This window comes from Pseudomonas sp. S2_B10, from assembly GCF_054668425.1.
In genome coordinates this window covers 4,838,713-4,861,232 of the sequence record NZ_CP162768.1, presented here as the reverse complement: position 1 = coordinate 4,861,232, position 22,520 = coordinate 4,838,713, and the positions used below count along the sequence as shown (strand labels likewise).

20 protein-coding genes are annotated in these 22,520 nt (G+C 58.5%); 16 read left to right on the top strand and 4 right to left on the bottom strand.

Going from position 1 to position 22,520, the window contains the following annotated elements:
• Positions 1-73: 73 nt before the first annotated feature.
• Complete coding sequence (locus tag AB4O45_RS21765; protein ID WP_095180792.1) at positions 74-445, top strand: glutathione S-transferase N-terminal domain-containing protein; 372 nt, start codon at positions 74-76, stop codon at positions 443-445.
• A gap of 137 nt (positions 446-582) precedes the next feature.
• Here the strand turns inward: AB4O45_RS21765 and AB4O45_RS21760 are convergent, their stop codons facing one another.
• Positions 583-1,749 (bottom strand): aminotransferase-like domain-containing protein, encoded by a 1,167-nt coding sequence (locus AB4O45_RS21760; protein ID WP_460160524.1) that lies wholly within the window; start codon positions 1,747-1,749, stop codon positions 583-585.
• Between the two features lie 81 nt (positions 1,750-1,830).
• Between AB4O45_RS21760 and AB4O45_RS21755 the strand changes: the two genes are divergently transcribed.
• From AB4O45_RS21755 to AB4O45_RS21730, 6 genes are all read left to right on the top strand, one after another.
• Positions 1,831-2,277: a MarR family winged helix-turn-helix transcriptional regulator gene (locus tag AB4O45_RS21755; protein WP_041479388.1), complete on the top strand. Its 447-nt coding sequence runs from the start codon at positions 1,831-1,833 to the stop codon at positions 2,275-2,277.
• 289 nt (positions 2,278-2,566) lie between these two features.
• Positions 2,567-3,916 (top strand): NCS2 family permease, encoded by a 1,350-nt coding sequence (locus AB4O45_RS21750; RefSeq protein ID WP_024012217.1) that lies wholly within the window; start codon positions 2,567-2,569, stop codon positions 3,914-3,916.
• 85 nt (positions 3,917-4,001) lie between these two features.
• The gene (locus tag AB4O45_RS21745; RefSeq protein WP_041479336.1) at positions 4,002-4,631 is read left to right on the top strand and encodes a LysE family translocator; all 630 of its coding nucleotides are present in this window, start codon (positions 4,002-4,004) and stop codon (positions 4,629-4,631) included.
• 193 nt (positions 4,632-4,824) lie between these two features.
• A complete protein-coding gene (locus tag AB4O45_RS21740) occupies positions 4,825-6,498 on the top strand; it encodes a hypothetical protein (protein ID WP_460160523.1) in 1,674 nt (557 codons plus the stop codon).
• Positions 6,499-6,596: 98 nt separating this feature from the next.
• Positions 6,597-8,345 carry a hypothetical protein gene (locus AB4O45_RS21735; RefSeq protein ID WP_460160522.1) on the top strand — a complete coding sequence of 583 codons (1,749 nt, stop codon included), beginning with the start codon at positions 6,597-6,599 and terminating at the stop codon, positions 8,343-8,345.
• 96 nt (positions 8,346-8,441) lie between these two features.
• A complete protein-coding gene (locus AB4O45_RS21730; RefSeq protein ID WP_460160521.1) occupies positions 8,442-10,280 on the top strand; it encodes a hypothetical protein in 1,839 nt (612 codons plus the stop codon).
• A gap of 127 nt (positions 10,281-10,407) precedes the next feature.
• Here the strand turns inward: AB4O45_RS21730 and uraH are convergent, their stop codons facing one another.
• Complete coding sequence (gene uraH / locus AB4O45_RS21725) at positions 10,408-10,761, bottom strand: hydroxyisourate hydrolase (RefSeq protein ID WP_041479332.1); 354 nt, start codon at positions 10,759-10,761, stop codon at positions 10,408-10,410.
• 420 nt (positions 10,762-11,181) lie between these two features.
• Here uraH and puuE point away from each other — a divergent pair, with 420 nt between their 5' ends.
• The 8 genes from puuE (at position 11,182) to AB4O45_RS21685 (ending at position 19,339) form a co-directional block, all read left to right on the top strand.
• Positions 11,182-12,108, top strand: a complete 927-nt coding sequence (gene puuE, locus AB4O45_RS21720) for an allantoinase PuuE (protein ID WP_150638729.1) — start codon at positions 11,182-11,184, stop codon at positions 12,106-12,108.
• A complete protein-coding gene (uraD, locus tag AB4O45_RS21715) occupies positions 12,105-12,620 on the top strand; it encodes a 2-oxo-4-hydroxy-4-carboxy-5-ureidoimidazoline decarboxylase (RefSeq protein WP_016773760.1) in 516 nt (171 codons plus the stop codon). Before puuE ends, uraD begins: the two co-directional genes overlap by 4 nt.
• A gap of 87 nt (positions 12,621-12,707) precedes the next feature.
• Complete coding sequence (gene alc, locus AB4O45_RS21710) at positions 12,708-13,703, top strand: allantoicase (RefSeq protein WP_071171520.1); 996 nt, start codon at positions 12,708-12,710, stop codon at positions 13,701-13,703.
• A gap of 141 nt (positions 13,704-13,844) precedes the next feature.
• Positions 13,845-14,348: an ureidoglycolate lyase gene (locus AB4O45_RS21705; RefSeq protein ID WP_016773758.1), complete on the top strand. Its 504-nt coding sequence runs from the start codon at positions 13,845-13,847 to the stop codon at positions 14,346-14,348.
• A 51-nt stretch (positions 14,349-14,399) separates the two neighbouring features.
• Entirely contained in the window at positions 14,400-15,713 is a 1,314-nt protein-coding gene (locus AB4O45_RS21700) for a urate hydroxylase PuuD (RefSeq protein WP_431078393.1), read from the top strand.
• Positions 15,714-15,881: 168 nt separating this feature from the next.
• Positions 15,882-17,234, top strand: coding sequence for a nucleobase:cation symporter-2 family protein (locus AB4O45_RS21695; RefSeq protein WP_095180786.1), 1,353 nt, complete (start codon positions 15,882-15,884; stop codon positions 17,232-17,234).
• A 162-nt stretch (positions 17,235-17,396) separates the two neighbouring features.
• A complete protein-coding gene (locus tag AB4O45_RS21690; RefSeq protein WP_431078392.1) occupies positions 17,397-18,182 on the top strand; it encodes an outer membrane protein OmpK in 786 nt (261 codons plus the stop codon).
• Between the two features lie 371 nt (positions 18,183-18,553).
• Complete coding sequence (locus AB4O45_RS21685; protein ID WP_056784020.1) at positions 18,554-19,339, top strand: outer membrane protein OmpK; 786 nt, start codon at positions 18,554-18,556, stop codon at positions 19,337-19,339.
• A gap of 91 nt (positions 19,340-19,430) precedes the next feature.
• Here the strand turns inward: AB4O45_RS21685 and AB4O45_RS21680 are convergent, their stop codons facing one another.
• Together AB4O45_RS21680 and AB4O45_RS21675 are read right to left on the bottom strand one after the other, a co-directional pair.
• Positions 19,431-20,603: a patatin-like phospholipase family protein gene (locus tag AB4O45_RS21680; RefSeq protein ID WP_041479321.1), complete on the bottom strand. Its 1,173-nt coding sequence runs from the start codon at positions 20,601-20,603 to the stop codon at positions 19,431-19,433.
• A 35-nt stretch (positions 20,604-20,638) separates the two neighbouring features.
• Complete coding sequence (locus AB4O45_RS21675; protein ID WP_041479319.1) at positions 20,639-21,571, bottom strand: lipid A biosynthesis lauroyl acyltransferase; 933 nt, start codon at positions 21,569-21,571, stop codon at positions 20,639-20,641.
• Positions 21,572-21,688: 117 nt separating this feature from the next.
• Here AB4O45_RS21675 and minC point away from each other — a divergent pair, with 117 nt between their 5' ends.
• Positions 21,689-22,426: a septum site-determining protein MinC gene (minC, locus tag AB4O45_RS21670; protein WP_041479318.1), complete on the top strand. Its 738-nt coding sequence runs from the start codon at positions 21,689-21,691 to the stop codon at positions 22,424-22,426.
• Positions 22,427-22,520 lie beyond the last annotated feature (94 nt).

The following is a 22,520-nucleotide window of genomic DNA, read 5'->3' as shown; positions in this document are numbered from 1 at the left end:
GCCGGTTTTTTTTCGCCCGTGAAAAATCGGGTAAGCTGCGCGCCTTCTTCATTTGCACCGTGAGGCTTTCAACGTGTTCGTCAAAGCGCTTCGTGTCGGCCTCGGCCAACTGGTTATCTTCATCGACTTTATTACCCGCCCGGGGAAGAAAAAACGCCCCACCGCTGCTCAGGCGCAAGTCGACGCTGCCGCGAAGGACCTGACGCTGTATCAATTTCACGCCTGCCCGTTCTGCGTGAAAACCCGCCGCGCCCTGCATCGCCTGAATGTGCCGGTGGCGCTGAAAGACGCGAAGAACAACGAGCAGGATCGCCAGACCCTGCTGGAACAGGGTGGCCGAATCAAAGTGCCTTGCCTGCGAATTGAAGAGAACGGGCAGACAACCTGGATGTATGAATCCAAGGTGATTATTGATTATCTGGATAAGCGGTTTGCGGCGGTCTGATGTTAACGGGTTGGAGCGATAGCCGCCTTCGCGAGCGCGCTCGCTCCCACCCTTGAAACGCATTCCATTTTGTGGGAGCGAGCCTGCTCGCGAAGAGGCCCGCACTGACAACGCCGGCCCTTAAGCCGGCGTTTTTGCTAGGCCGCCCTTTCCATCTGCGCCCGCCGCACCACCGCCGCCAAACGCTTCAACCCCTCATCCAGCCGCGACGGATCAATGTGGCTGAAGTTCAAGCGCAAATGCCCATGATGCTTGTCCGGCTCGGGAAAGAACGGCTCACCGGGCATGAATGCCACATCATTGGCCAATGCCTCATTGAGCAAAGTGCGCGTATCCAGCGGTTGCTTCAGCGTCAGCCAGAAGAACAGTCCGCCTTGCGGCATGTCCCAGTCAGCCAGATCGGCAAAATGGCTTTCCAGCCCCATTTGAAACGCATCTCGCCGCAGCCGATAGAAATCCCGCAACTCACTTAAATGCTGTTGATACTTTTCCGAGCCGATCCATTGCAGCGCCTGCCACTGACCGATGCGATTGGTGTGCAGATCCGCCGATTGCTTGAGCTTGAGCAGGTGCGGGAACAGATCCGCACTAGCGATCAAATAACCGACACGCAAACCCGGGAGCAAGGTTTTCGACACGGTGCCGGTGTAGATCCAGCTGGCTTTTTTCAGACGCGCCGCAATCGGCTTCGCGCTGCCACCATCGAAAGTCAGTTCGCGGTATGGCTCGTCTTCAATCAGCGTGACGCCAAATTCATCGAGCAATGCCGCAACCGCTGCGCGCTTGGCCTCGCTGTAGCGCACGGCGGAAGGATTCTGAAACGTCGGGATCAGGTAGATAAACGCCGGGCGGTGTTGTTCCAGACGTTTGCGAAGTTGCGCCAAGTTAGGTCCGTCCGCTTCCTGCGGCACGGTCAGGCAATCGGCGCCGAAAAGCTGGAAGATTTGCAGCGCGGCCAGATAAGTCGGCGCCTCCAGCAAAATTTCCGTGCCCTTGTCGATATACAGTTTTGCCGCCAGATCCAGAGTTTGCTGGGAACCACTGACCACCAGCACCTGACTCGCATCGCACTCGAGGCCCAGCGCCCTCGCCTCTGCCGCCAAAGCTTCGCGCAAGGCCGGCTCGCCTTCGCTCATGCCGTACTGACCCAGCGATAACGGCATTTCGTCCCACTCGACCTTCGGCAACATCGCCTCAGCCGGCAAGCCGCCGGCGAACGACATGACCTCCGGACGCTGGGCCGCCGCGAGGATTTCTCGGATCAAAGAACTTTTAAGGCGCGAGACACGTTCGGACAAAGCCATGGAGGTCACCGTAGCAAGGCATGCAGGAAATGAGTCAAACTTGTTGACTGAAATTACGACAGCTTGAGCGAGTACGTCAACATGCTTGACCTTAAGAACCCCTCTACTCAGCAACAGGCCATGGAAGCGTTTTTCTTCGGCTATCAGGCGTTCACTGCCAAGGCTGATGAAATGCTCGAGCGTCGCGGCCTCTCGCGGGTGCATCAGCGCATCGTGTTTTTCATCGCGCGCTATCCGAACCTGAGTGTGAAAGAGTTGCTGGCCCTGCTGGGCGTGAGCAAACAAGCGTTGAACATGCCCCTGCGCCAGTTGCAGGAAATGCATCTGGTCGACAGCGTCGCTTCGCAGACGGACAAGCGTAAGCGCCTGCTTGAGTTGACGGCGGAAGGCGCGAAGTTCGAGCAGGCGTTGCGCCGTGAGCAGGTGAAATTGCTCGAGCGGGTATTTGCCGAGGCTGGGGAAGCGGCGGTGAATGGGTGGTTGGCGGTGAATCTGGCGCTTGGGGGGAATCAGCCGCATCTGGATTGACAGGACCGCCCTCTTCGCGAGCAGGCTCGCTCCCACATTGGAACGCATTCTCCTGTGTGAGCGAGCCTGCTCGCGAAGCCATCCTGATAGCCATATATCCCTATCGGCAAAAAAATCGGCGACAAAAACCAAAACAATATTTGCTTTATTTGTACACAAAAGCATAATCCACTGCGTGCGAGTTCCTGACTATACGGTCAACAAATTCGCGTATGCCTCAAAGGGCCGCTGCCACCCCTCATGGGTCCGGCCCTGGAAATAACAATAAAACTCTTGAGGAGTACTCGCTGTGGAAAGCCGCAAATCCGAAGCACCGCCGCTCGAGCTCACGCCGCCATTACGCAATGGCCTGCTGGAGCGTCTGTTCAAACTCAGCTTGCACGGCACCACGGTGAAGACCGAGCTGATTGCCGGTCTGACAACCTTCATCACCATGGCTTACATCATTTTCGTCAACCCGAACATCATGGCCGACGCAGGCATCGATCACGGTGCGGCCTTCGTCGCCACCTGCATCGCCGCTGCGCTCGGTTGCCTGTTGATGGGGCTCTATGCCAATTGGCCGGTAGGGCTTGCACCGGGCATGGGCCTCAACGCCTTCTTCACCTACACCGTGGTCGGCACCATGGGCTACAACTGGGAAACCGCCCTCGGCGCGGTGTTCGTCTCTGGCGTGCTGTTCATGTTCCTGACCTTTTCGCGGATCCGCGAGTGGCTGCTCAACAGTATCCCGGTCAGCCTGCGGTTCGCGATGGGCGCCGGTGTCGGTCTGTTTCTGGGCCTGATCGGTCTGAAGACGGCCGGTATCGTCGTCGACAGCCCGGCGACACTGATCAAGCTGGGTTCGCTGCGTGAACCTGGCCCGCTGCTCGCCGCAATCTGCTTCCTGATGATCGCGATCCTCAGTTACCACCGCGTGTTCGGTGCGATCCTGATCAGCATCATCACCGTCACCCTCGCCGGCTGGGGCCTGGGTTTGGTGCACTACGAGGGCATCATGTCCGCGCCGCCGAGCCTGGCGCCGACCTGGATGGCAATGAACGTCGCCGGCGTGTTCAACGTCAGCATGATCAGCGTGGTGCTCGCCTTCCTCTTCGTGCACATGTTCGACACCGCCGGTACGCTGATGGGCGTGGCCCAGCGCGCCAACCTTGTCGCCGCTGACGGTCGCATCGAGAATCTTTCCCGAGCCATGAAGGCTGACAGCGCATCCAGCGTATTCGGCGCCGTGGTGGGGGTTCCACCTGTGACAAGTTACGTGGAAAGTGCCGCTGGCGTGGCCGCTGGTGGTCGGACTGGTCTTACCGCCGTCACCGTGGGTGTGCTATTTATAGCGGCCATGTTTTTCGCACCGCTGGCTGGCATGATTCCCGCTTATGCCACGGCAGGTGCACTGATCTACGTGGCGATGCTGATGATGGGCGGTATGGCCCACATCGAATGGGACGAAGCGACCGACGCCATTCCGGCGATCGTCACGGCGATCATGATGCCGCTGACCTTTTCGGTCGCCGACGGCATCGCCCTGGGCTTCATCACTTACGTCGCGTTGAAGGCCGGCACCGGCAAGTACAAGGAAATTTCCGTCAGCCTGTGGGTGCTCTGCGCGATCTTCATCGCCAAGTTCATCTTCCTGTAAACGCTGCGCGGTTCAGGCTTCAAACCAGCCTCACCCTCACCGGTGGGGCTTTTGCACATCTCGATAACAACAAAGGAGCAATACGATGAGTCTGGAAACCTGGCTGCTGTTCAGTGGCGCTGCGCTGGTGGTGATCCTGATCCCGGGACCGCTGTCATTGCTGATGATCAGCAACAGTCTGAATTACGGTTTGCGCCGGTCGTACCCCGCGTTCCTGGGTGGCGTGATCGCCTCGATCTGCCTGCTCAGCGCGTCGGCACTTGGCCTCGGCGCATTGCTAATGGCTTCGGAGCAGTTGTTCAGCGCACTGAAAATAGTCGGTGCGCTGTACCTGTTCTACCTCGCCTGGCAGAGCTGGCAGCAGTCGCGGCAGCCATCGACGGGCGCCGAAGTACCTGAGGCTGCACCGGTGCCGCGCTTTCGCACATTGTTCGGACGCGCCTTTGTACTGGGTGCGAGCAATCCGAAGGACATCCTGTTTTTCGCCGCGTTTCTGCCGCAGTTCCTCCGCGCTGAGCAACCTTTTCTGCCGCAATTGCTGATCATGATCGCGACCTGGGTAGTGCTCGATCTGTGCTGCAAGCTGGCCTATGGCCTGGGCGCCCATGGCGCCGCACGTTATCTGCGCAGCGGCAAAGGCCAGAGTTGGTTCAATCGGGTCAGTGCCGGACTATTTGGTGGTGCTGGCGCCGCGTCGTTGCTTGGCAGCCACTGAAAAGCGCCACTATTGATCATCCTGCCGGAACGGACCTCGGGCGGGATGATGTGTTGTTTTGAATCAATTCAACTCGAACAACATTCAATCTTTAATATGCAATAGATAGCAACAACCCCCCGATATACAGCTCTGGAAAAGCCAACGTAATATTCTTCGCCTTAACGACAATTGCCGGAACAAGGAAGTTCTAATGGCCACACTGATAAGCGAAGCAACAGCACAAACCGACCCTTCAATACACGCGGACCTGCAACCTGTTTCCGATACCGTAATAATCATGGATCTGGGCTATGAAGCCAACGAATACAAGCCCTCAACCATCGATCAGAGCCGAACTAACGAAAAATCGAGTCAGTTGCAAATGGTGGACGAAGTGTTCGGCCCTTTTGAAATTGGCGATATTTCAATTACCCGTACCGCACTCGACGGATTAGGCGCGACCATTGACGGTCAGCCGTTGAATGGCGAGAACAGTTTCTTTCGCCGCCCCAAGCGCTCTTTTATCAATAGCCTGCAGTTCGACGCCAATAAAGTTGAACACTACCTGAAAACTTCAACGGGCAGCGATAGCTACTTGTTGCCCACGCTCCTGTTTGAAATGGCCAGCCAGCGCCCGCTCACCGCTCCCCGGCTCTTGAGGGAGAGTGCTGCAGATACTGTATCCGGCAATTACCGCGACAAACTTGTCAAACTTCTGAGTGCCGCACAGTCGCTTGATCTGCAACACGTGCACGTCCCCAAACATCATCCCCGCTGGGCCGCATTGACCAAAAGTTACGCGACGCTGGGCTCCAGCGTGGGCATCCAGGGCTTCGGCATCTTCATGGGAATTCGCGGCGTTGTCGATGCGATCAAAGCCGAAAACACTGCTGAAATAGCGATAAACAGCGCAGGCATTGTATCGGAGCTGGGCTCCATCGCGGCCGATGTCGCGGTGAGCAAGATAGCCACGCAGATGCTCACAGCCGGGCAAAGTGCTTATCGGGACTTCGCCAAAACCCGCTTTGCACTCAGATTGGGTCGATCGGGAGGGTTGGTCGGCGGCATGCTGACGCTGCCCTTCGACATCTTTACCGCCGTGAGGTCGATGAACGCCGCTCAGAATGCCACCGGCAAAGAAGCGATGGATCATTACGTCAGCGCTGGCCTGAGCATTACCAGTGCAGCCATGACTGTCATCCTCGGGTCCGCCGCTATGGCCGGGTTCTCGTTTGCCGGCCCTGTCGGACTTGCAGCCGGCGCGATCCTCGCCATCGGCTCACAGGTCTACGGTGCGGTGCGTATCGTTGACGATATAGATGACTACATTGAATTGACTGTCGATGAACGGTGGCGTAGCGGTTGGTTTTCGTTCTGCATGATGGAGGTCGATCAAAGCGTTCAAAACCGCTATATCAAGGCAAAGACGCTGTTGCAGCACTCTCTGCAACTGAAAAAGTCCGCCAGAACGCTGCTCGATGGCCCCTTGAAAGAGACCACCGAAGCCATCGTCAACGGCAAGTTCGATGTGCGTCTGAAACCAACGCGGGTCTGGAAACGAAACTGGTGGACCAAACAGGATGCGTGGGAATCGGTCAATGTCCCTGAAGTGGTAGGCACCGATGACATCATTGATGCACGCGCAGGGGTTACAAAAGATACACCCGGCGCGGAGTTGGGGGTCGCCGCAGAGGGCAAGAACGTTCTCTGGTTTATCAGCGAGGGCAACGACTCGATCAGAGGGGTAGAAAAAAACCCAACACCTTCCATTACAAGTCAGGAAAAAAACAACTTTCGGGCGGCGAAGAAAATGACCAGTTCCTGTTTGAGAACGCAGCGGACTTCCTTGAAAGGGGTCGCCATGTCGCAGATCATTCGACGCTGAGCGGCGGCGCAGGAAATGACACACTGGTACTCGGCGGCAGCTACTCCTCCCGAAATACCAACAGAACTGGCTATGACGTAGATCTGCTGGCTGGAACATTGCAGATCATCACGAGCGATGTCGATGCCGACAATAACCGGATATCTATCCTGCACAGTTTGCTGGACAGCATCGAAAACGTTGAGACAGTCCATCGCGCGGCAAGCGTGGTAACGGGCTCCGCGCAAAACAACATCATCAAATCCCGGGGCAGCGACAGCATTGAAGCTGGCGCTGGGGACGACCAGATATTTCTCTCTCACGAAAGAGCAAAAGCGTCGGGAGGCGCCGGCACCGATCAATATTACATTGCGCATGTGGCTGGCCGTTTTTCCATTGTCGATGATGGTGAACAGACCAGCTACATCGTCATGAACTGGCGCAAGGAGTTGATTGAATCCTGGGATATCGAGGGTAACGACCTGGTCATCCGCTCAGGTTTCGAAACGTCTGACCACCTCAAAAACGTGTTGACCATTCATGACGTTTATACGAACACCGAACACACTAGAAAGCTGAGCAACAAAAACCTGGTTTTCGTAACCAGCGATGATTTCCATTTCAGACTTGATCTGCCAGACACAATCCCGGACGGCCACACCGTAGAAATAACCGAAATCTTCCTCAAACGAGGAAAACCGGTAAACCCGATCATTATTTATGCAGCGGAATGCTGGATCCGCCACCGCAAACCCGCTGCCTATTACGTCCCGAGAACCGGCAAGACAACCACTTTTTACGCAGTTTTACGTTCTGATGTCATTACCCGGATATATCTGGATTTCCGCAGCGATGAGCTGACAAAAGCGGAGGCGCATTTTTTCTCGGACAAACCCAAGTCATATCACCTGACTGTTGGTTGCCATCTCGTCTATCACTTCGGCGCGAAAAGCATCAAGCTCAATTATTACTCCGCTGCGCGTAACGAAGACGATCACGACAATATTACGAAGATCCTGCGCACCATGGCTGTTCGTCCGTTCAGCCGTTACGTATTGATTTTCAAGGACGGTGTCGTTGCAGATGCCGAGCTTACAGCGCAAACCGAAATCGCACCTGCATTTACGGATTTCACGGTATCGCGGGATTGGGTGACCCAGATGAAACTGCCGCTCGAGGTTCGCTCTCAGCGTTACTTTCACAATCTGGCTGAAAAAGCAGCTGAACCGATGGGCCGTACAAGAGTTTGCGCAACGCCGATTCGACTGGCCGTGCAAACCGACATGGACAACTACGAAGGAGAAGGTTCGAGTTATCTCATCCACGTACTCCCGGACATGACCATCAAACTCTCGACTCCCGGCGCACTTGCCGATGCCAAAGTTCGCCTGCCCTATTCATCCACTTGGGAACTTGATGCAACGCAGCTCGGCAAGGTCGAAATAAGGCTGGAAGAAAACCGACTCTCCATCGGCACAACCACTTTTTATCTGCCGGTCTATGGAAGCGAAGATCTGATAGATCAAATCCGCGTTATTACAACCGGTGGAGTTGTGCACACGGTCGATCTGGTCTTTGATCGCATTTATCTGGATGGGCTTGATGCACGTTTTTTCGAAGAGCCCGACGCCTCAAAAGCGCTCCCGCCATATTTTGCCGCATTGGCCAACGACGAAGTCAAAGTCTGGAACGTTATCTGCGTCAACGACGAAACCGCACGCGTGGGCTACAACCTGGCCGCCCATGGCTGGGTATTGCGTGCCGACAAATCCCGCATCGAAAAGTCTGCGTTAAGAGTAGTGAATCGCTGCAGTCACCAGACCAACATTTTCCGCCCTGTTTCGCTGATGAAAGTGCCTCCCGCGTAATTCGCGGTAACCCGTCAACAAACACCCTTTTTTTATCAGCGTACTGTCTACGCGGCACCCGCACGCGTCTGCGCGCTCTTTTTCCGAGTATTTCCCATGGCCAAATCACCCAAAAAAATCCCGACCATAAAATCGCCCGATTCGCCCGATGCCACACATCCCGTATCACCGCCCCTCGTCAGAAATGTGGGCCTGGACATGCCTGACGCCCTGCTCCTGGGCATCGATTCGCCGGCGATCAGCCAAGCGCCAGCCACCTCTGCCGCAGCCAACGCAGTGCCCACGGTCAGCCTTCATGCGTTGCCAGAAGCAGCGCATGATTTCAGCGCCACTCGGACCGCAATCGCCTGGCCGCAAGAGCGCTTCCACGAATTGGTGCCGGTGACGCAGAACGATGGCTTGTTCACTGGACCGGATCAGCGCACCTACGCTCAAATCGCCAATGAAGGCCAGTTTGTCGTCGAGCAGGACGGGCAAGGCAACTACCATGTGCCACTGACCTTCGCGCCCGGCGTGCCCGGCCTGCCTCTGACGCGAACCGAGGGTCAGGCGATCTGGCAAATCCAGCGGCCCGAGAGGCCCTCCAACCGGCCTGCGTCCTCCACACCACACTTGCCCTCATACATCTCGCCGGCCGACGCCATGACGTTGACCAAGCCGGAAATGGCGACAGAAGGCCTTCGTTACAACAGACTCAGGCAGACCTTCGTAACCACGGTAGACGGCACCGTCATGGTGCGCAAAAACCAGGACGGTGAATATCAACAAGCGTTTGCCTCAACGACCAATGCACCCGACGTTTTCTTCGAGCAAATCCCCGGCACCGTTTTCTGGCGGCGAAAAACACCCGGGGCGAAGCCATCAGGTACCAAGCCCGAAGCCAGCCAGTCCGACAACGCAGTCCCCGGCCCGAGCAAGCGTCCACGACTTGCCGAGGACACAGAAACGCTAACCGCGTCGAAAGCCACGACTCCGCCTGAGGAGCTGACCCCGTATTTCTGGCTGCCCTGGGGGCACCTGAACAAACCAGTGCACATCGAATCGGTACAGCTTGGCTGGCTGCATTATCCAATCGTCCCTGTCGGCTCAAACACGACACCCAAAGTGTATTTCGTATGTCATCCCGAGTTTGTCCCGACAGATTTCAATACTTTCGAAAGCATGCTGATAAACATGCCCGAGCGACAGCCGGTAGCGACTTTTCGCATCGGCAGTGATCCGGGTGAGGTCCATCCGGGCAAACGCTTTTTTGAAGAGCCGATATCAACGTCCGTCGCTCGCGCGTTCCCCGATTTCTCTGAAGCAACAGCAAGGGCCGTCGCCCGCAGGTTGTTCGAACTCGCCGATCACTCCGAGACGATTACCGGCACCGGATTGATCAATGTCCAGGCCGTTCTGCATCAGTGGAAACAACTGCCGTTTTCCACAGCTCCCGATTTTGCCGACCCGCTGAACATGCTGGCCGTTGCGCCGGACATCGACCTGGGAAGCAAACGGCTTATTCCGATGCCTTCCCAGACCGACAGCGAATTGCAACGCCTGAGCTTCGATCCGCAGCATTTCCCCTCCGCCTGGAATCATTACAAGACCTATCCCTCGGATCTGAATCTGCGGCGATTGCTCGGCGCGTTGCTGGTCGGCTGTGGTTACGAGCTGTTTCCACTGACTTATGAGCACAGAATGCCGACGCTGGTCTTCAAACGAGCCGGTCACGATCAGATCTTCTTTTTGAAACTGGGAGCGATCAGTCAGGCCGGCCTGACTCATGTGCCTGGCAACGAACTGGCGGAACCGGGCTTGCCCGCCAGAATCGGTCAGGACGCCTTCAAGGCACTGACCGATGCAGCCGCGCAGAATAAAGTGGTATGGCTGATCGGGGGTGTATTGAAGGTCGCGTCCACGCCAGATTCGGTATTCATTATCCGCGAGCGCTGAGCCGCTACCCGCCTGCACCGGCGGTTGAGCTGTAAACAGGCATAAAAAAAGCCCGCAGTGTGAGCGGGCGAAAGACCAAAGAAGCTATATGCGCAGTCGCTTCCCGGTGGGGGCAGCTGCTTGGGGGTCAGCTGCCCCGATACGTGGAATAGCTGTAAGGCGAAATCAGCAGGGGCACGTGATAGTGCTCCTGCTCGGCGGAGATGCCGAAACGCAGCACCACCACGTCCAGGAAGGCCGGCTCGGGCAGTTGCACGCCCCGGGCGCGGTAGTAATCGCCGGCATGGAACTGCACCTGATAAACCCCGGTGCGGTAATCATCGCCTTGCAGCAACGGCGCATCGACCCGGCCATCGCTGTTGGTTGTCGCACTGGCGACCAATTCCAGGTGCGACCCTTCAACGCGGTACAGCTCGACCTTGATCGAGCTGCCCGGGCAACCGTGTGCAGCGTCCAAAACGTGTGTTGTCAAACGTCCCATTGATTCTGCGCGCCCGGCCGCAACAAGCGGTCAGACTTCGCGCCTCCCGAAGTCAGTTGAAAAGGAGACCGCACCGTTTCGGAGCACGAAACGCTGCGGCGAGCGACTGATTAAGACACTTTTCAAAAAAATTGTACACAATAAAAACGACATTTTTCGCTTCACCCCCGCCATCCGGGTCTTTATCACCAATTCGCAGGCAAAGCGCCTGATCATTGAACCTTCTATTCATTAGCTGACTGGTCAGGCAGGTTTCTTGCAGGCTGGAACCATTAACAGCAAAAGATGACAGCCGGTGAAAAATGCGAAAATTCAGGCTTACAAAATGTAAATAAAGTTGTATACAATCAGCCCATCGCTGTGACGCCAGCCTGCCAGGCCGCCACACCAATCTGTCAACGTACAAGAAGGAAGACTGCAGTGAGCGCTGACTACCCACGCGACCTGATCGGTTACGGCAGTAACCCTCCTCACCCACACTGGCCGGGCAATGCCCGGATCGCCCTGTCCTTCGTACTCAATTACGAAGAAGGTGGCGAGCGCAATGTTCTGCACGGCGACAAGGAATCCGAAGCCTTCCTGTCGGAAATGGTCGCTGCCCAGCCGCTGCAGGGCGCGCGCAACATGAGCATGGAATCGCTTTACGAGTATGGCAGCCGTGCCGGCGTCTGGCGCATTTTGAAGCTGTTCAAGGAATTCGATATTCCGCTGACCATCTTCGCCGTGGCCATGGCCGCCCAGCGTCACCCGGACGTGATCCGTGCGATGGTCGAGGCCGGCCACGAAATCTGCAGCCACGGCTACCGCTGGATCGACTACCAGTACATGGACGAAGCGCAGGAACGCGAGCACATGCTCGAAGCGATCCGCATCCTCACCGAACTGACCGGCGAGCGTCCGCTGGGCTGGTACACCGGCCGTACCGGGCCGAATACCCGTCGCCTGGTCATGGAAGAAGGCGGTTTCCTCTACGACTGCGACACCTACGACGACGACCTGCCCTACTGGGAACCGAACAACCCGACCGGCAAGCCGCATCTGGTGATCCCCTACACCCTCGACACCAACGACATGCGCTTCACGCAAGTGCAGGGTTTCAACAAGGGTGACGATTTCTTCGAATACCTCAAAGACGCGTTCGACGTGCTCTACGCCGAAGGTGCCGAGGCGCCGAAAATGCTCTCGATCGGTCTGCACTGCCGCCTGATCGGCCGTCCTGGTCGCCTCGCTTCGCTCAAACGCTTTATCGAATACGCCAAAAGTCATGAACAGGTGTGGTTCAGCCGTCGCGTCGACATCGCACGCCACTGGCAGCAAACCCACCCGTACCAAGGGACTGCAAAATGAGCCGCTTTCAAACCCTGCAACCGTCGACCCTGAGCCGCGACGCTTTCGTCAAAGCCTTCGCCGACATCTACGAACATTCGCCATGGGTGGCCGAAAAGGCCTACGACCTCGGTGCGGACGCTTCGATCGACGAGATCGAAACCCTGCACCAGCGCATGAGCGATATCCTGTTGAGCGCCGATCATGCCAGCCAGCTGGCCCTGATCAACGCTCACCCGGACCTGGCCGGCAAAGCTGCCGTCCAGGGCCAACTGACCGAAGCCAGCACCAATGAACAGGCTGGCGCCGGTATTCACCAATGCACGGCCGAAGAGTTCCAGCGCTTCACCGAGCTGAACGACGCCTACAAAGCCAAGTTCAAGTTTCCCTTCATCATGGCGGTAAAAGGCAGCAACCGGCATCAGATCCTCGCGGCGTTCGAAACGCGCATCAACAATTCGGTGGAAGCCGAGTTCAAATGCGCGCTGGCGGAGATCAACAAGATTGCCCTGTTCCGTTTACTGACTCTTTAGCAAGCCTGGCCCGAGCGTGAATGAACGCGCAAACGCCCAGGGCCCTGCGAGCATCCCCAGCCAACTTATCAAAGGCAGACAAGAAGAATGAAAGCTTACGCCGTACCTTTCGAAAAATACGTCAACCTGGCCGACGCCCGTCTGGGCACCAAAATCATCTCGGTCACCGATGACTGGTTCGCAGACGCCAATCGTCTGTTCCAACCGACCCCGGCCGTATGGAAGGAGGGCGTGTTCGATGACAACGGCAAGTGGATGGACGGCTGGGAGTCGCGCCGCAAGCGCTTCGAAGGTTACGACAGCGCGGTGATCCGTCTGGGCGTACCGGGCTCGATCAAAGGCGTGGACATCGACACTTCATTCTTCACCGGCAACTACCCGCCATCGGCCTCGCTGGAAGCGTGCTTCCTGGCCTCGGGCGAGCCGGATGAAAACACCCAGTGGACCGAAGTGCTGTCGGCCGTCGAGTTGCAGGGCAACAGCCACCACTACCATGAAATCAGCAACGACAAAGCGTTCAGCCACCTGCGCTTCAACATCTACCCGGACGGCGGTGTTGCCCGTCTGCGCGTGTACGGCATTCCGTTCCGCGACTGGTCCGCTGTGGGCGACAACGAGCAGGTCGATCTGGCCGCAGCCCTTAACGGTGGCCGCGCCCTCGCCTGCTCCGACGAACACTTCGGCCGCATGAGCAACATCCTCAACCCGGGCCGCGGCATCAACATGGGCGACGGCTGGGAAACCGCACGTCGTCGCACGCCGGGCAATGACTGGGTAATCGTCGCCCTGGGTCATCCAGGCGAGATCGAGAAGATCGTCGTCGACACCCTGCACTTCAAAGGCAACTACCCGGACACCTGCTCGATCCAGGGCGCCTTCGTCAAGGGCGGCACCGACAGCCAGATCGAAACCCAGTCGCTGTTCTGGCGCGAACTGCTGCCAAGCCAGAAGCTTGAAATGCACGCCGAACACACCTTCGTCGAGCAGATCAAGGCACTCGGCCCGATCACCCACATCCGCCTGAACGTGTTCCCGGATGGTGGCGTGAGTCGCCTGCGTGTACTCGGCAAGGTCGCTAAATAACACTGCAATGATCGTTCCCACGCTCTGCGTGGGAATGCATCACTGGACGCTCTGCGTCCGCTTTGGATGTGACGCGGAGCGTCACGGGCTGCATTCCCACGCAGAGCGTGGGAACGATCACTCAACGAAAAGAAGAACAGCATGCGCACACTGACGATTGAACCGCTGACCAAAGAAGCCTTCGCCCCTTTCGGTGACGTGATCGAAACCGACGGCAGCGATCACTTCATGATCAACAACGGTTCGACCATGCGCTTCCACAAACTGGCGACGGTCGAAACCGCTACGCCTGAGGACAACGCGATCATCAGCATTTTCCGCGCCGACGCGCAGGACATGCCGCTGACCGTTTGCATGCTGGAACGCCATCCGCTGGGCAGCCAGGCTTTCATACCGCTGCTCGGCAACCCCTTTCTGATCGTGGTCGCGCCAGTTGGCGATGAACCTGTATCAGGCTTGGTCCGCGCCTTCGTCACCAACGGCAGGCAGGGCATTAATTACCATCGCGGCGTTTGGCACCACCCGGTGCTGACGATCGAAAAGCGGGATGACTTCCTGGTGGTTGATCGCAGTGGCACAGGCAATAACTGCGATGAGCATTTTTTCAAAGAGGATGAGCGGTTGATCCTCGCCCCCCACCAATAAGAGAAGGTCTGATCACTCGACAACAAGAGTGACAGGCGAGAGGTAAAGACTGTGGAAGCACATCTGTTGGAATGGCTGAACCTGAGCGTGCGCTGGGTTCACATGATCACTGGCGTGGCCTGGATCGGCGCGTCGTTCTACTTCGTCTGGCTGGAGAACAACCTCAACCGCGTCAACCCGAAAACCGGTCTGGCCGGTGATCTGTGGGCGATCCACGGCGGCGGCATCTACCACCTGGAAAAATACAAACTGGCCCCACCGTCCATGCCGGACAACCTGCACTGGTTCAAGTGGGAAGCCTACTTCACCTGGATGTCGGGGATCGCGCTGCTGTGCGTGGTGTTCTACTCCAATCCGGTGCTCTACCTCGTGGCACCCGGCAGTGGCCTCAGCGGTCCTGAAGGCGTGGCCATCGGTATCGGCTCGCTGATCGTCGGCTGGTTTGTCTACGACTTCCTCTGCGATTCGGCCCTGGGCAAGAAACCCGCCCTGCTCGGCTTCATCCTGTTCGTGCTGATCATTGCCGCCGCCTATGGCTTCAGCAAGGTGTTCAGCGGTCGTGGTGCGTACCTGCACGTTGGCGCGATCATCGGCACCATCATGGTCGGTAACGTGTTCCGCATCATCATGCCGGCGCAACGGGCACTGGTCGCGGCGATCGCCGAGAACCGCACGCCTGATCCGGCCCTGCCGGCCAAGGGCCTGCTGCGTTCGCGACACAACAACTACTTCACCCTGCCGGTGCTGTTCATCATGATCAGCAACCACTTCCCGAGCACTTACGGCAGCCAGTACAACTGGTTGATCCTCGCCGGGATCGCGGTGTTGGCGGTATTGGTGCGTCACTACTTCAACACCCGTCACGACAGCCACAAGTTTGCCTGGACCCTGCCGGTGGCAGCGGTGGGCATGATCTGCCTGGCCTACGTCACTGGCCCGGCGCCGATGTCGAGCGCACCTGAAGTGGCCAAGGCACCGGCGAGAATCGAGTACCAACCGCTGCCGGAAACGGCACTGGGCGGTGGCGCGAAACCGGCCGAAGCGGCGCAACCTGCGGCACCCGCAGCCCCTGCGGCGGCACCCGCGCAAGCCTCGAATGCCGGCCCCGGTTTCGACAAGGTGCACAACGTGATTCAAGAGCGTTGCACGGTGTGCCATTCGTCCAAGCCGACCAGCCCGTTGTTCAGCGCAGCCCCGGCCGGTGTGATGTTCGACACCCCCGAGCAGATCCGCCAGAACGCCGCGCGCATTCAGGCGCAAGCCATCACCACGCAGATCATGCCACTGGGCAACATCACCCAGATGACCCAGCAGGAACGTGACCTGATCGGTGCCTGGATTGCCCAGGGAGCACAAACCAATTAATCGTTAAAAGCATCGCTGGCAAGCCAGCTCCCACAGGGTTTTGCATAGCCTGTGTGGGAGCGGGCTTGCCCGCGAATGGCCGCTCCGCGGTCTGCCTGATGCAAAGAAACAGCTGCAAGCAACCCGGCAGCTGTTAATCACAAGAATAAAAAAGATCCGAGGTGTTGCATGTCCGAGCTGTCCAAAGCGCGCATCCCCGACGCACCCGCCATTCAGCGTTTGCCCCTTTTGCAACTGATCCTGGTCGGTCTGCAACATGTTCTGCTGATGTACGGCGGTGCCATCGCGGTGCCGCTGATCATTGGACAGGCCGCTGGCCTGAGTCGTGAAGAAATCGCCTTCCTGATCAACGCCGACCTGCTGGTCGCCGGCATCGCCACCATCGTGCAGTCGCTCGGCATCGGCCCGATGGGCATTCGCATGCCGGTGATGATGGGCGCCAGTTTCGCTGCGGTCGGCAGCATGGTGGCCATGGCCGGCATGCCCGGCATCGGTCTGCAAGGGATCTTCGGTGCGACGATAGCTGCCGGTTTCTTCGGCATGCTGATCGCGCCGTTCATGTCCAAGGTCGTGCGTTTCTTCCCGCCACTGGTGACCGGCACGGTCATCACCTCGATCGGTTTATCGCTGTTCCCCGTGGCCGTGAACTGGGCCGGTGGCGGTGTCGACGCCGCGCAATTCGGTTCGCCGATTTATCTGGCCATCGCTGCGCTGGTGCTGGCGACCATTCTGTTGGTTCACCGCTTCATGCGCGGATTCTGGGTCAATATTTCGGTACTGATCGGCATGTGTCTGGGCTACGTACTGTGCGGCGCGATCGGCATGGTCGACCTCAGCGGCATGGCCAGCGCACCGTGGATTCAGTTCGTCACCCCGCTGCATTTCGGCATGCCGAAATTCGAGCTGGCACCGATTCTGTCGATGTGTCTGGTGGTGGTGATCATCTTCGTCGAGTCCACCGGGATGTTTCTCGCGCTGGGCAAGATCACCGGCCAGGAAGTCTGCCCGCGCATGCTCCGTCGTGGCTTGTTGTGCGATGCCGGCGCGTCGTTCTTCGCCGGTTTCTTCAACACCTTCACCCACTCCTCGTTCGCGCAGAACATCGGCCTGGTGCAGATGACCGGTGTGCGCTGCCGTTCGGTGACCATCGTTGCCGGTGGCCTGCTGATCGTCCTCAGCCTGTTGCCGAAAGCGGCGTTTCTGGTGGCATCGATTCCACCGGCGGTGTTGGGCGGCGCGGCGATTGCGATGTTCGGCATGGTCGCGGCCACTGGCATCAAGATCCTGCAAGAGGCCGACATCGGTGACCGCCGCAATCAGTTGCTGGTCGCGGTAAGCATCGGCATGGGCCTGATCCCGGTGGTGCGTCCGGAATTCTTCGCCCACTTGCCCATGTGGATGAGCCCGATCACCCACAGCGGCATCGCCATGGCCACCCTCAGCGCGCTGACGCTGAACCTGCTGTTCAACATCCTCGGCGGCAAGGAGCGTGCGGCGATCAATGATTGCCATGCTCACTGATTGAAACCACCACGCCACCTGTGGGAGCGAGCCTGCTCGCGAAAGCGCTGTGTCATTCAACATTGATGGCGACTGACACAACCGCTTCGCGAGCAGGCTCGCTCCCACAGGGACTACGCAACTGCTTGTGCCTCAAACAATAAAAACAACAGGGAGCAACAGATGACCCGCACGCAAAGCAACGTTCTGTTGAGTGGCGGCCTGCTGGCCGCGAGTCAGGCCATGGCCGGCGATCTGCTGCTGTGGCAGAGCAACAGCCTCAGCTATCTGTACGGCAAGAATTTCGCGATCAACCCGTCGTATCAGCAGACGGTCACCTTCGAGCACGCCGACAAGTGGAAGTACGGCGACAACTTTCTGTTCGTCGACAAGATCTTCTACAACGGCAAGGAAGACCCGAACAAAGGGCCGCATACCTTCTACGGCGAGTTCACCCCGCGTCTGTCCTTCGGCAAGATCCTCGACCGCAAGATCGAGTTCGGCCCGATCAAGGATGTGCTGTTGGCGATGACCTACGAGTACGGCGAAGGCGAAACCGAGGCCTATCTGATCGGCCCCGGCTTCGACCTGAAAGTGCCCGGCTTCAACTACGTCACCCTGAACATTTTCCGCCGCCAGACCGAAGGCCCGCGCCCCGGCGATGGTGTCTGGCAGATCACCCCCGCGTGGTCCTACAGCTTCCCGCTGGGCAATTCCGATGTGCTGATCGACGGCTACCTCGACTGGGTCGTCAACAACGACGAAAACTCGCGCGGCACCTACCACGCCAACCTGCACATCAATCCGCAGATCAAATACGACCTCGGCAAAGCCATGGGCTGGAGCCAGAAACAGCTGTACGTCGGCACCGAGTACAGCTACTGGAAGAACAAATACGGCATCGAAAACAGCCACGCGTTCGATACCAACCAGAACACCGCCAGCCTGCTGCTGAAGGTGCACTTCTGAGATGGCCCGCAACCGTGCGCCATGCTTGCCGACGGTGCTCTGTTGCGGGGCACTTGAGCGTTGGCCGAGGAGCCAGTATTCTCCGCGGCCTTCCGAATTCGCTCTAAAAAAAAGCCTGAATTCAATTTCTGACCGAAAAGCCAACTTATCCCGGCTGCGGTCAGTCCTGAGGCATCCCGAAAACACGCTCGTCGACTGTTTTTCAGCAGCCGAACGGGCGTTTTTTGGTTTTTCAAAAGCCTTGGCGCAGCTTTTGCTACCAGCATTCAAAGCTGACCGATCGGATGAAATTTGCGGTACGAAAAAAGGCGCCACATCAGAGCGCCGATCTTAAAAAAATAACGTGGAACACCTACTTTGGGAGCAACCGAATGAAACGTATGTGCACCAGCCTGATGCTGGCCGGATCGATGTTCGCCGGCGGCCAGGCGATGGCCGAAGGCCTGCTGCAGTGGCAGAACAACAGCCTGACCTACCTGTATGGCAAGGACTTCCAGGTCAACCCGCGCATTCAGCAGACCGTGACCTTCGAGCACGCCGATGCCTGGAAGTATGGGGACAACTTCCTGTTCATCGACAAGATCTTCTACAACGGCAAGGATGATGGCGGCGTCGGCTCCAACACCTACTACGGCGAGCTCAGCCCGCGCCTGTCATTCGGCAAGATCTTCGATCAGAAACTGGCCTTTGGTCCGGTGACTGACGTGCTGCTGGCCATGACCTACGAGTTCGGTGAAGGCGATACCGAGTCGTACCTGATCGGTCCGGGCTTCGACCTGGCGATTCCGGGCTTCGATTACTTCCAGCTGAACTTCTACCAGCGTCACACCCAGGGCGCACGCGCCGGTGACAATGTCTGGCAGATCACCCCGGTGTGGTCCTACACCATCCCGGTGGGCAAATCGAACATCCTCATCGACGGCTTCATGGACTGGGTGGTCGACAACGACTCCAATTCCAAGGGCGACTACCACGCCAACCTGCACTTCAACCCGCAGGTCAAATACGACCTGGGCAAGGCGCTGAATTTCGGCGAGAAGCAGTTGTATGTCGGTGTCGAGTACGACTACTGGTCGGACAAGTACGGGATCAAGGACAGCCAGTACTTCAAGACCGATCAGAGCACCACAAGCTTCCTGGTCAAGTTCCACTTCTGACCCTGAAAGCTTCGCGAGCAGGCTCGCTCCCACATTCAGACCGAGTTCCAATGTGGGAGCGAGCCTGCTCGCGAAGGCCTCACCGCAGATTTCAGGCAGGAGCCACCGCTTCAGATATCCGCAAAAACCGGCACAGCTCCTCGCGCTTGGCCAACGCATCGCGCCGCCCCAACTCGATCAACTCGCTGCAATACCCCGCCTCGAACAGCAGGTAACTGAGCACCCCCGCCCCGCTCGTCTTCGTCGCCCCCGGCCCGCGCAGAAACAGGCGCAACGCCGCCGGTAACTCCTGGCGATGCCGCGCGGCGATTTCGTCGATCGGCTGACTCGGCGCAATCACCAGCACTTCCACGGGCGCCACACCCAGCGCGCGAGTGGGTGTGCCGGCCGGGAGCAAATGACTGAACTGATTCAGACGCTGCAGCAACTCGATATCGCTCTCCAGACTGTCGATGAACGTGCTGTTGAGCATGTGCCCGCCAATCTGCGCCAGAGTCGGTTGCTGGCCGCTGTAGGCGCGCTCCAGCGGCTGCTGCGGATCGACGCCGCGCGGGTTGCCGCTGACGCCCACCACCAGCACGCGACTGGCCCCCAGATGCAGCGCCGGGCTGATCGGCGCCGACTGGCGCACTGCGCCGTCACCGAAATATTCCTCGCCGATTTTCACTGGCGCGAACAACAGCGGAATCGCCGAACTGGCCAACAGGTGATCGACCGACAATTGCGTCGGCACGCCAATACGACGGTGCCGCAGCCAGGCGTCGATGGTGCCGCCGCCCTGATAGAACGTCACCGCTTGCCCCGATTCGTAGCCAAACGCGGTCACCGCTACCGCGTGCAATTGCTTGCGCGCGATGGATTCGGCGATGCCAGGCAGGTGCAGTTTTTCCTCGAGCAGCTCGCGCAGCGGCGAACTGTTGAGCAACGCCACCGGCATCTGCCGACCGAGGCCGAGCAGGCTGTGGCTGACGAAACGGCTGGCCTGATGGATCACGCCCGGCCAGTCGCTGCGCAACACGCGGTGGCTGCGAAAGCCCTGCCAGAACTGGGTCAGGCGTTCGATGGCAGCGCGAAAATCCATGGCACCACTGGCCAGGCTGACCGCATTGATCGCCCCGGCCGAGGTGCCGACGATCACCGGAAACGGATTGTCCGCGCCGACCGGCAGCAACTCGGCAATCGCCGCCAGCACCCCGACCTGATAAGCCGCCCGAGCCCCGCCGCCGGAAAGAATCAAACCTGTGACCGGTTCAGCAGGACTCATCGCAACACTCCACAGTGCTTGTCAGTACGGGTGAATCAACGACGCTTGGGATAAAGCTTCGGCTCGCCCGGTGGGCGACTCTTGAAGCGCCGATGCGCCCACAGATACTGCTCGGGGCAGGCACGCAAAGCGCTCTCGACCCACTGATTGATGCGGATGCAATCGGCCTCCTCGCTTTCGCCGGGGAAGTCTTCCAGCGGCGGATGAATCACCAGGCGATAACCACTGCCGTCGGCCAGACGTTCCTGAGTGAACGGCACCACCAGCGCTTTGCCCAGCCGTGCAAACTTGGTCGTCGCAGTGACGGTGGCGGCCTGAATGCCGAACAGCGGCACGAAGATGCTCTGCTTGGCGCCGTAATCCTGATCCGGCGCATACCAGATCGCCCGTCCCGAGCGCAGCAGTTTGAGCATGCCGCGTACGTCATCGCGCTCCACCGCCAGCGAATCGAGATTGTGCCGCTCGCGGCCACGGCGCTGGACGAAGTCGAACAAGGGGTTTTTGTGTTCGCGGTACATGCCGTCGATGGTGTGCTGCTGGCCGAGCAGCGCCGCGCCGATTTCCAGGGTGGTGAAATGCGCGGCCATGAGAATCACGCCTTTGCCTTCGCGCTGGGCCTTCTGCAGATGTTCAAGGCCTTCGACGTGGGCCAGTTTCGCCAGACGCTCGCGCGACCACCACCAGCTCATCGCCATCTCGAAGAAGGCGATGCCGGTGGAGGCGAAGTTTTCCTTGAGCAGGCGTTTGCGCTCAGCGGCGGATTTTTCCGGGAAGCACAATTCAAGATTGCGCCGGGCGATGGTTCGCCGGTCGCTGGCGACGCGATACATCAACGCGCCCAAAACTCGACCGATGGTCAGCAGCGCCGGATACGGCAACTGCACGATCAGCCACAAAAGCCCCAGGCCGCACCAGAGCGGCCAGAAGCGCGGAGCAAGATATGCTTTTCGAAAACGCGGGCGATCCATTAAAGCTTCCGTAAATACAGTGGCCGCGCATTCTACATCGTTCGACCCGGCTTGCGGCTCGCGGGCGTTCTCGTTATAAGTCTCGGCACTTTTAGTGACAAGCCGTTGTATGCCGACATGAGCCAAACCGACCCGTTAGACCAAGATCCCGTATTCCAGCTCAAGGGCAGCATGCTGGCCATCACTGTGCTGGAACTGGCCCGTAACGACCTCGAAAGCCTCGATCGGCAATTGGCCGCCAAAGTCGCCCAGGCGCCGAATTTTTTCAGCAATGCACCGCTGGTTCTGGCGCTGGACAAACTGCCGCCGAATCAGGGCGCGGTTGACCTGCCGGGGCTGATGCGCGTCTGCCGTCAGCACGGTCTGCGTACCCTGGCCATTCGCGCCAGCCGCATCGAAGACATCGCCGCCGCCATCGCCATCGACATCCCCGTGCTACCGCCCTCCGGCGCCCGCGAGCGTCCGCTGGAGACGCCGGAAGCCGAAGTCAAAAAGAAGCCGGAAAAGCCGCCTGAGCCGACCGTCAAACCGACCCGCGTAATCACCACGCCAGTACGTGGTGGCCAGCAGATATATGCCCAGGGTGGCGATCTGGTCGTGGTCTCATCGGTCAGTCCGGGGGCGGAACTTCTCGCCGATGGCAACATCCATGTATACGGCCCGATGCGCGGCCGTGCGCTGGCCGGCGTCAAAGGTGACACCAAGGCACGGATTTTCTGTCAGCAATTGAGCGCTGAACTGATCTCCATCGCCGGTCATTACAAGGTCTCCGAGGATTTGCGTCGTGATCCGATGTGGGGCTCGGGCGTCCAGGTCAGCCTGTCAGGCGACGTGTTGAACATCATTCGGCTTTAACGGATACTGCCGCATTTTCCAAGCATCTCTAAAACGTAGCGAAAACGGCTCAAACGAAGTAGGAAAAAGGCTCAAAGCCAAATTCCAGCCAAGG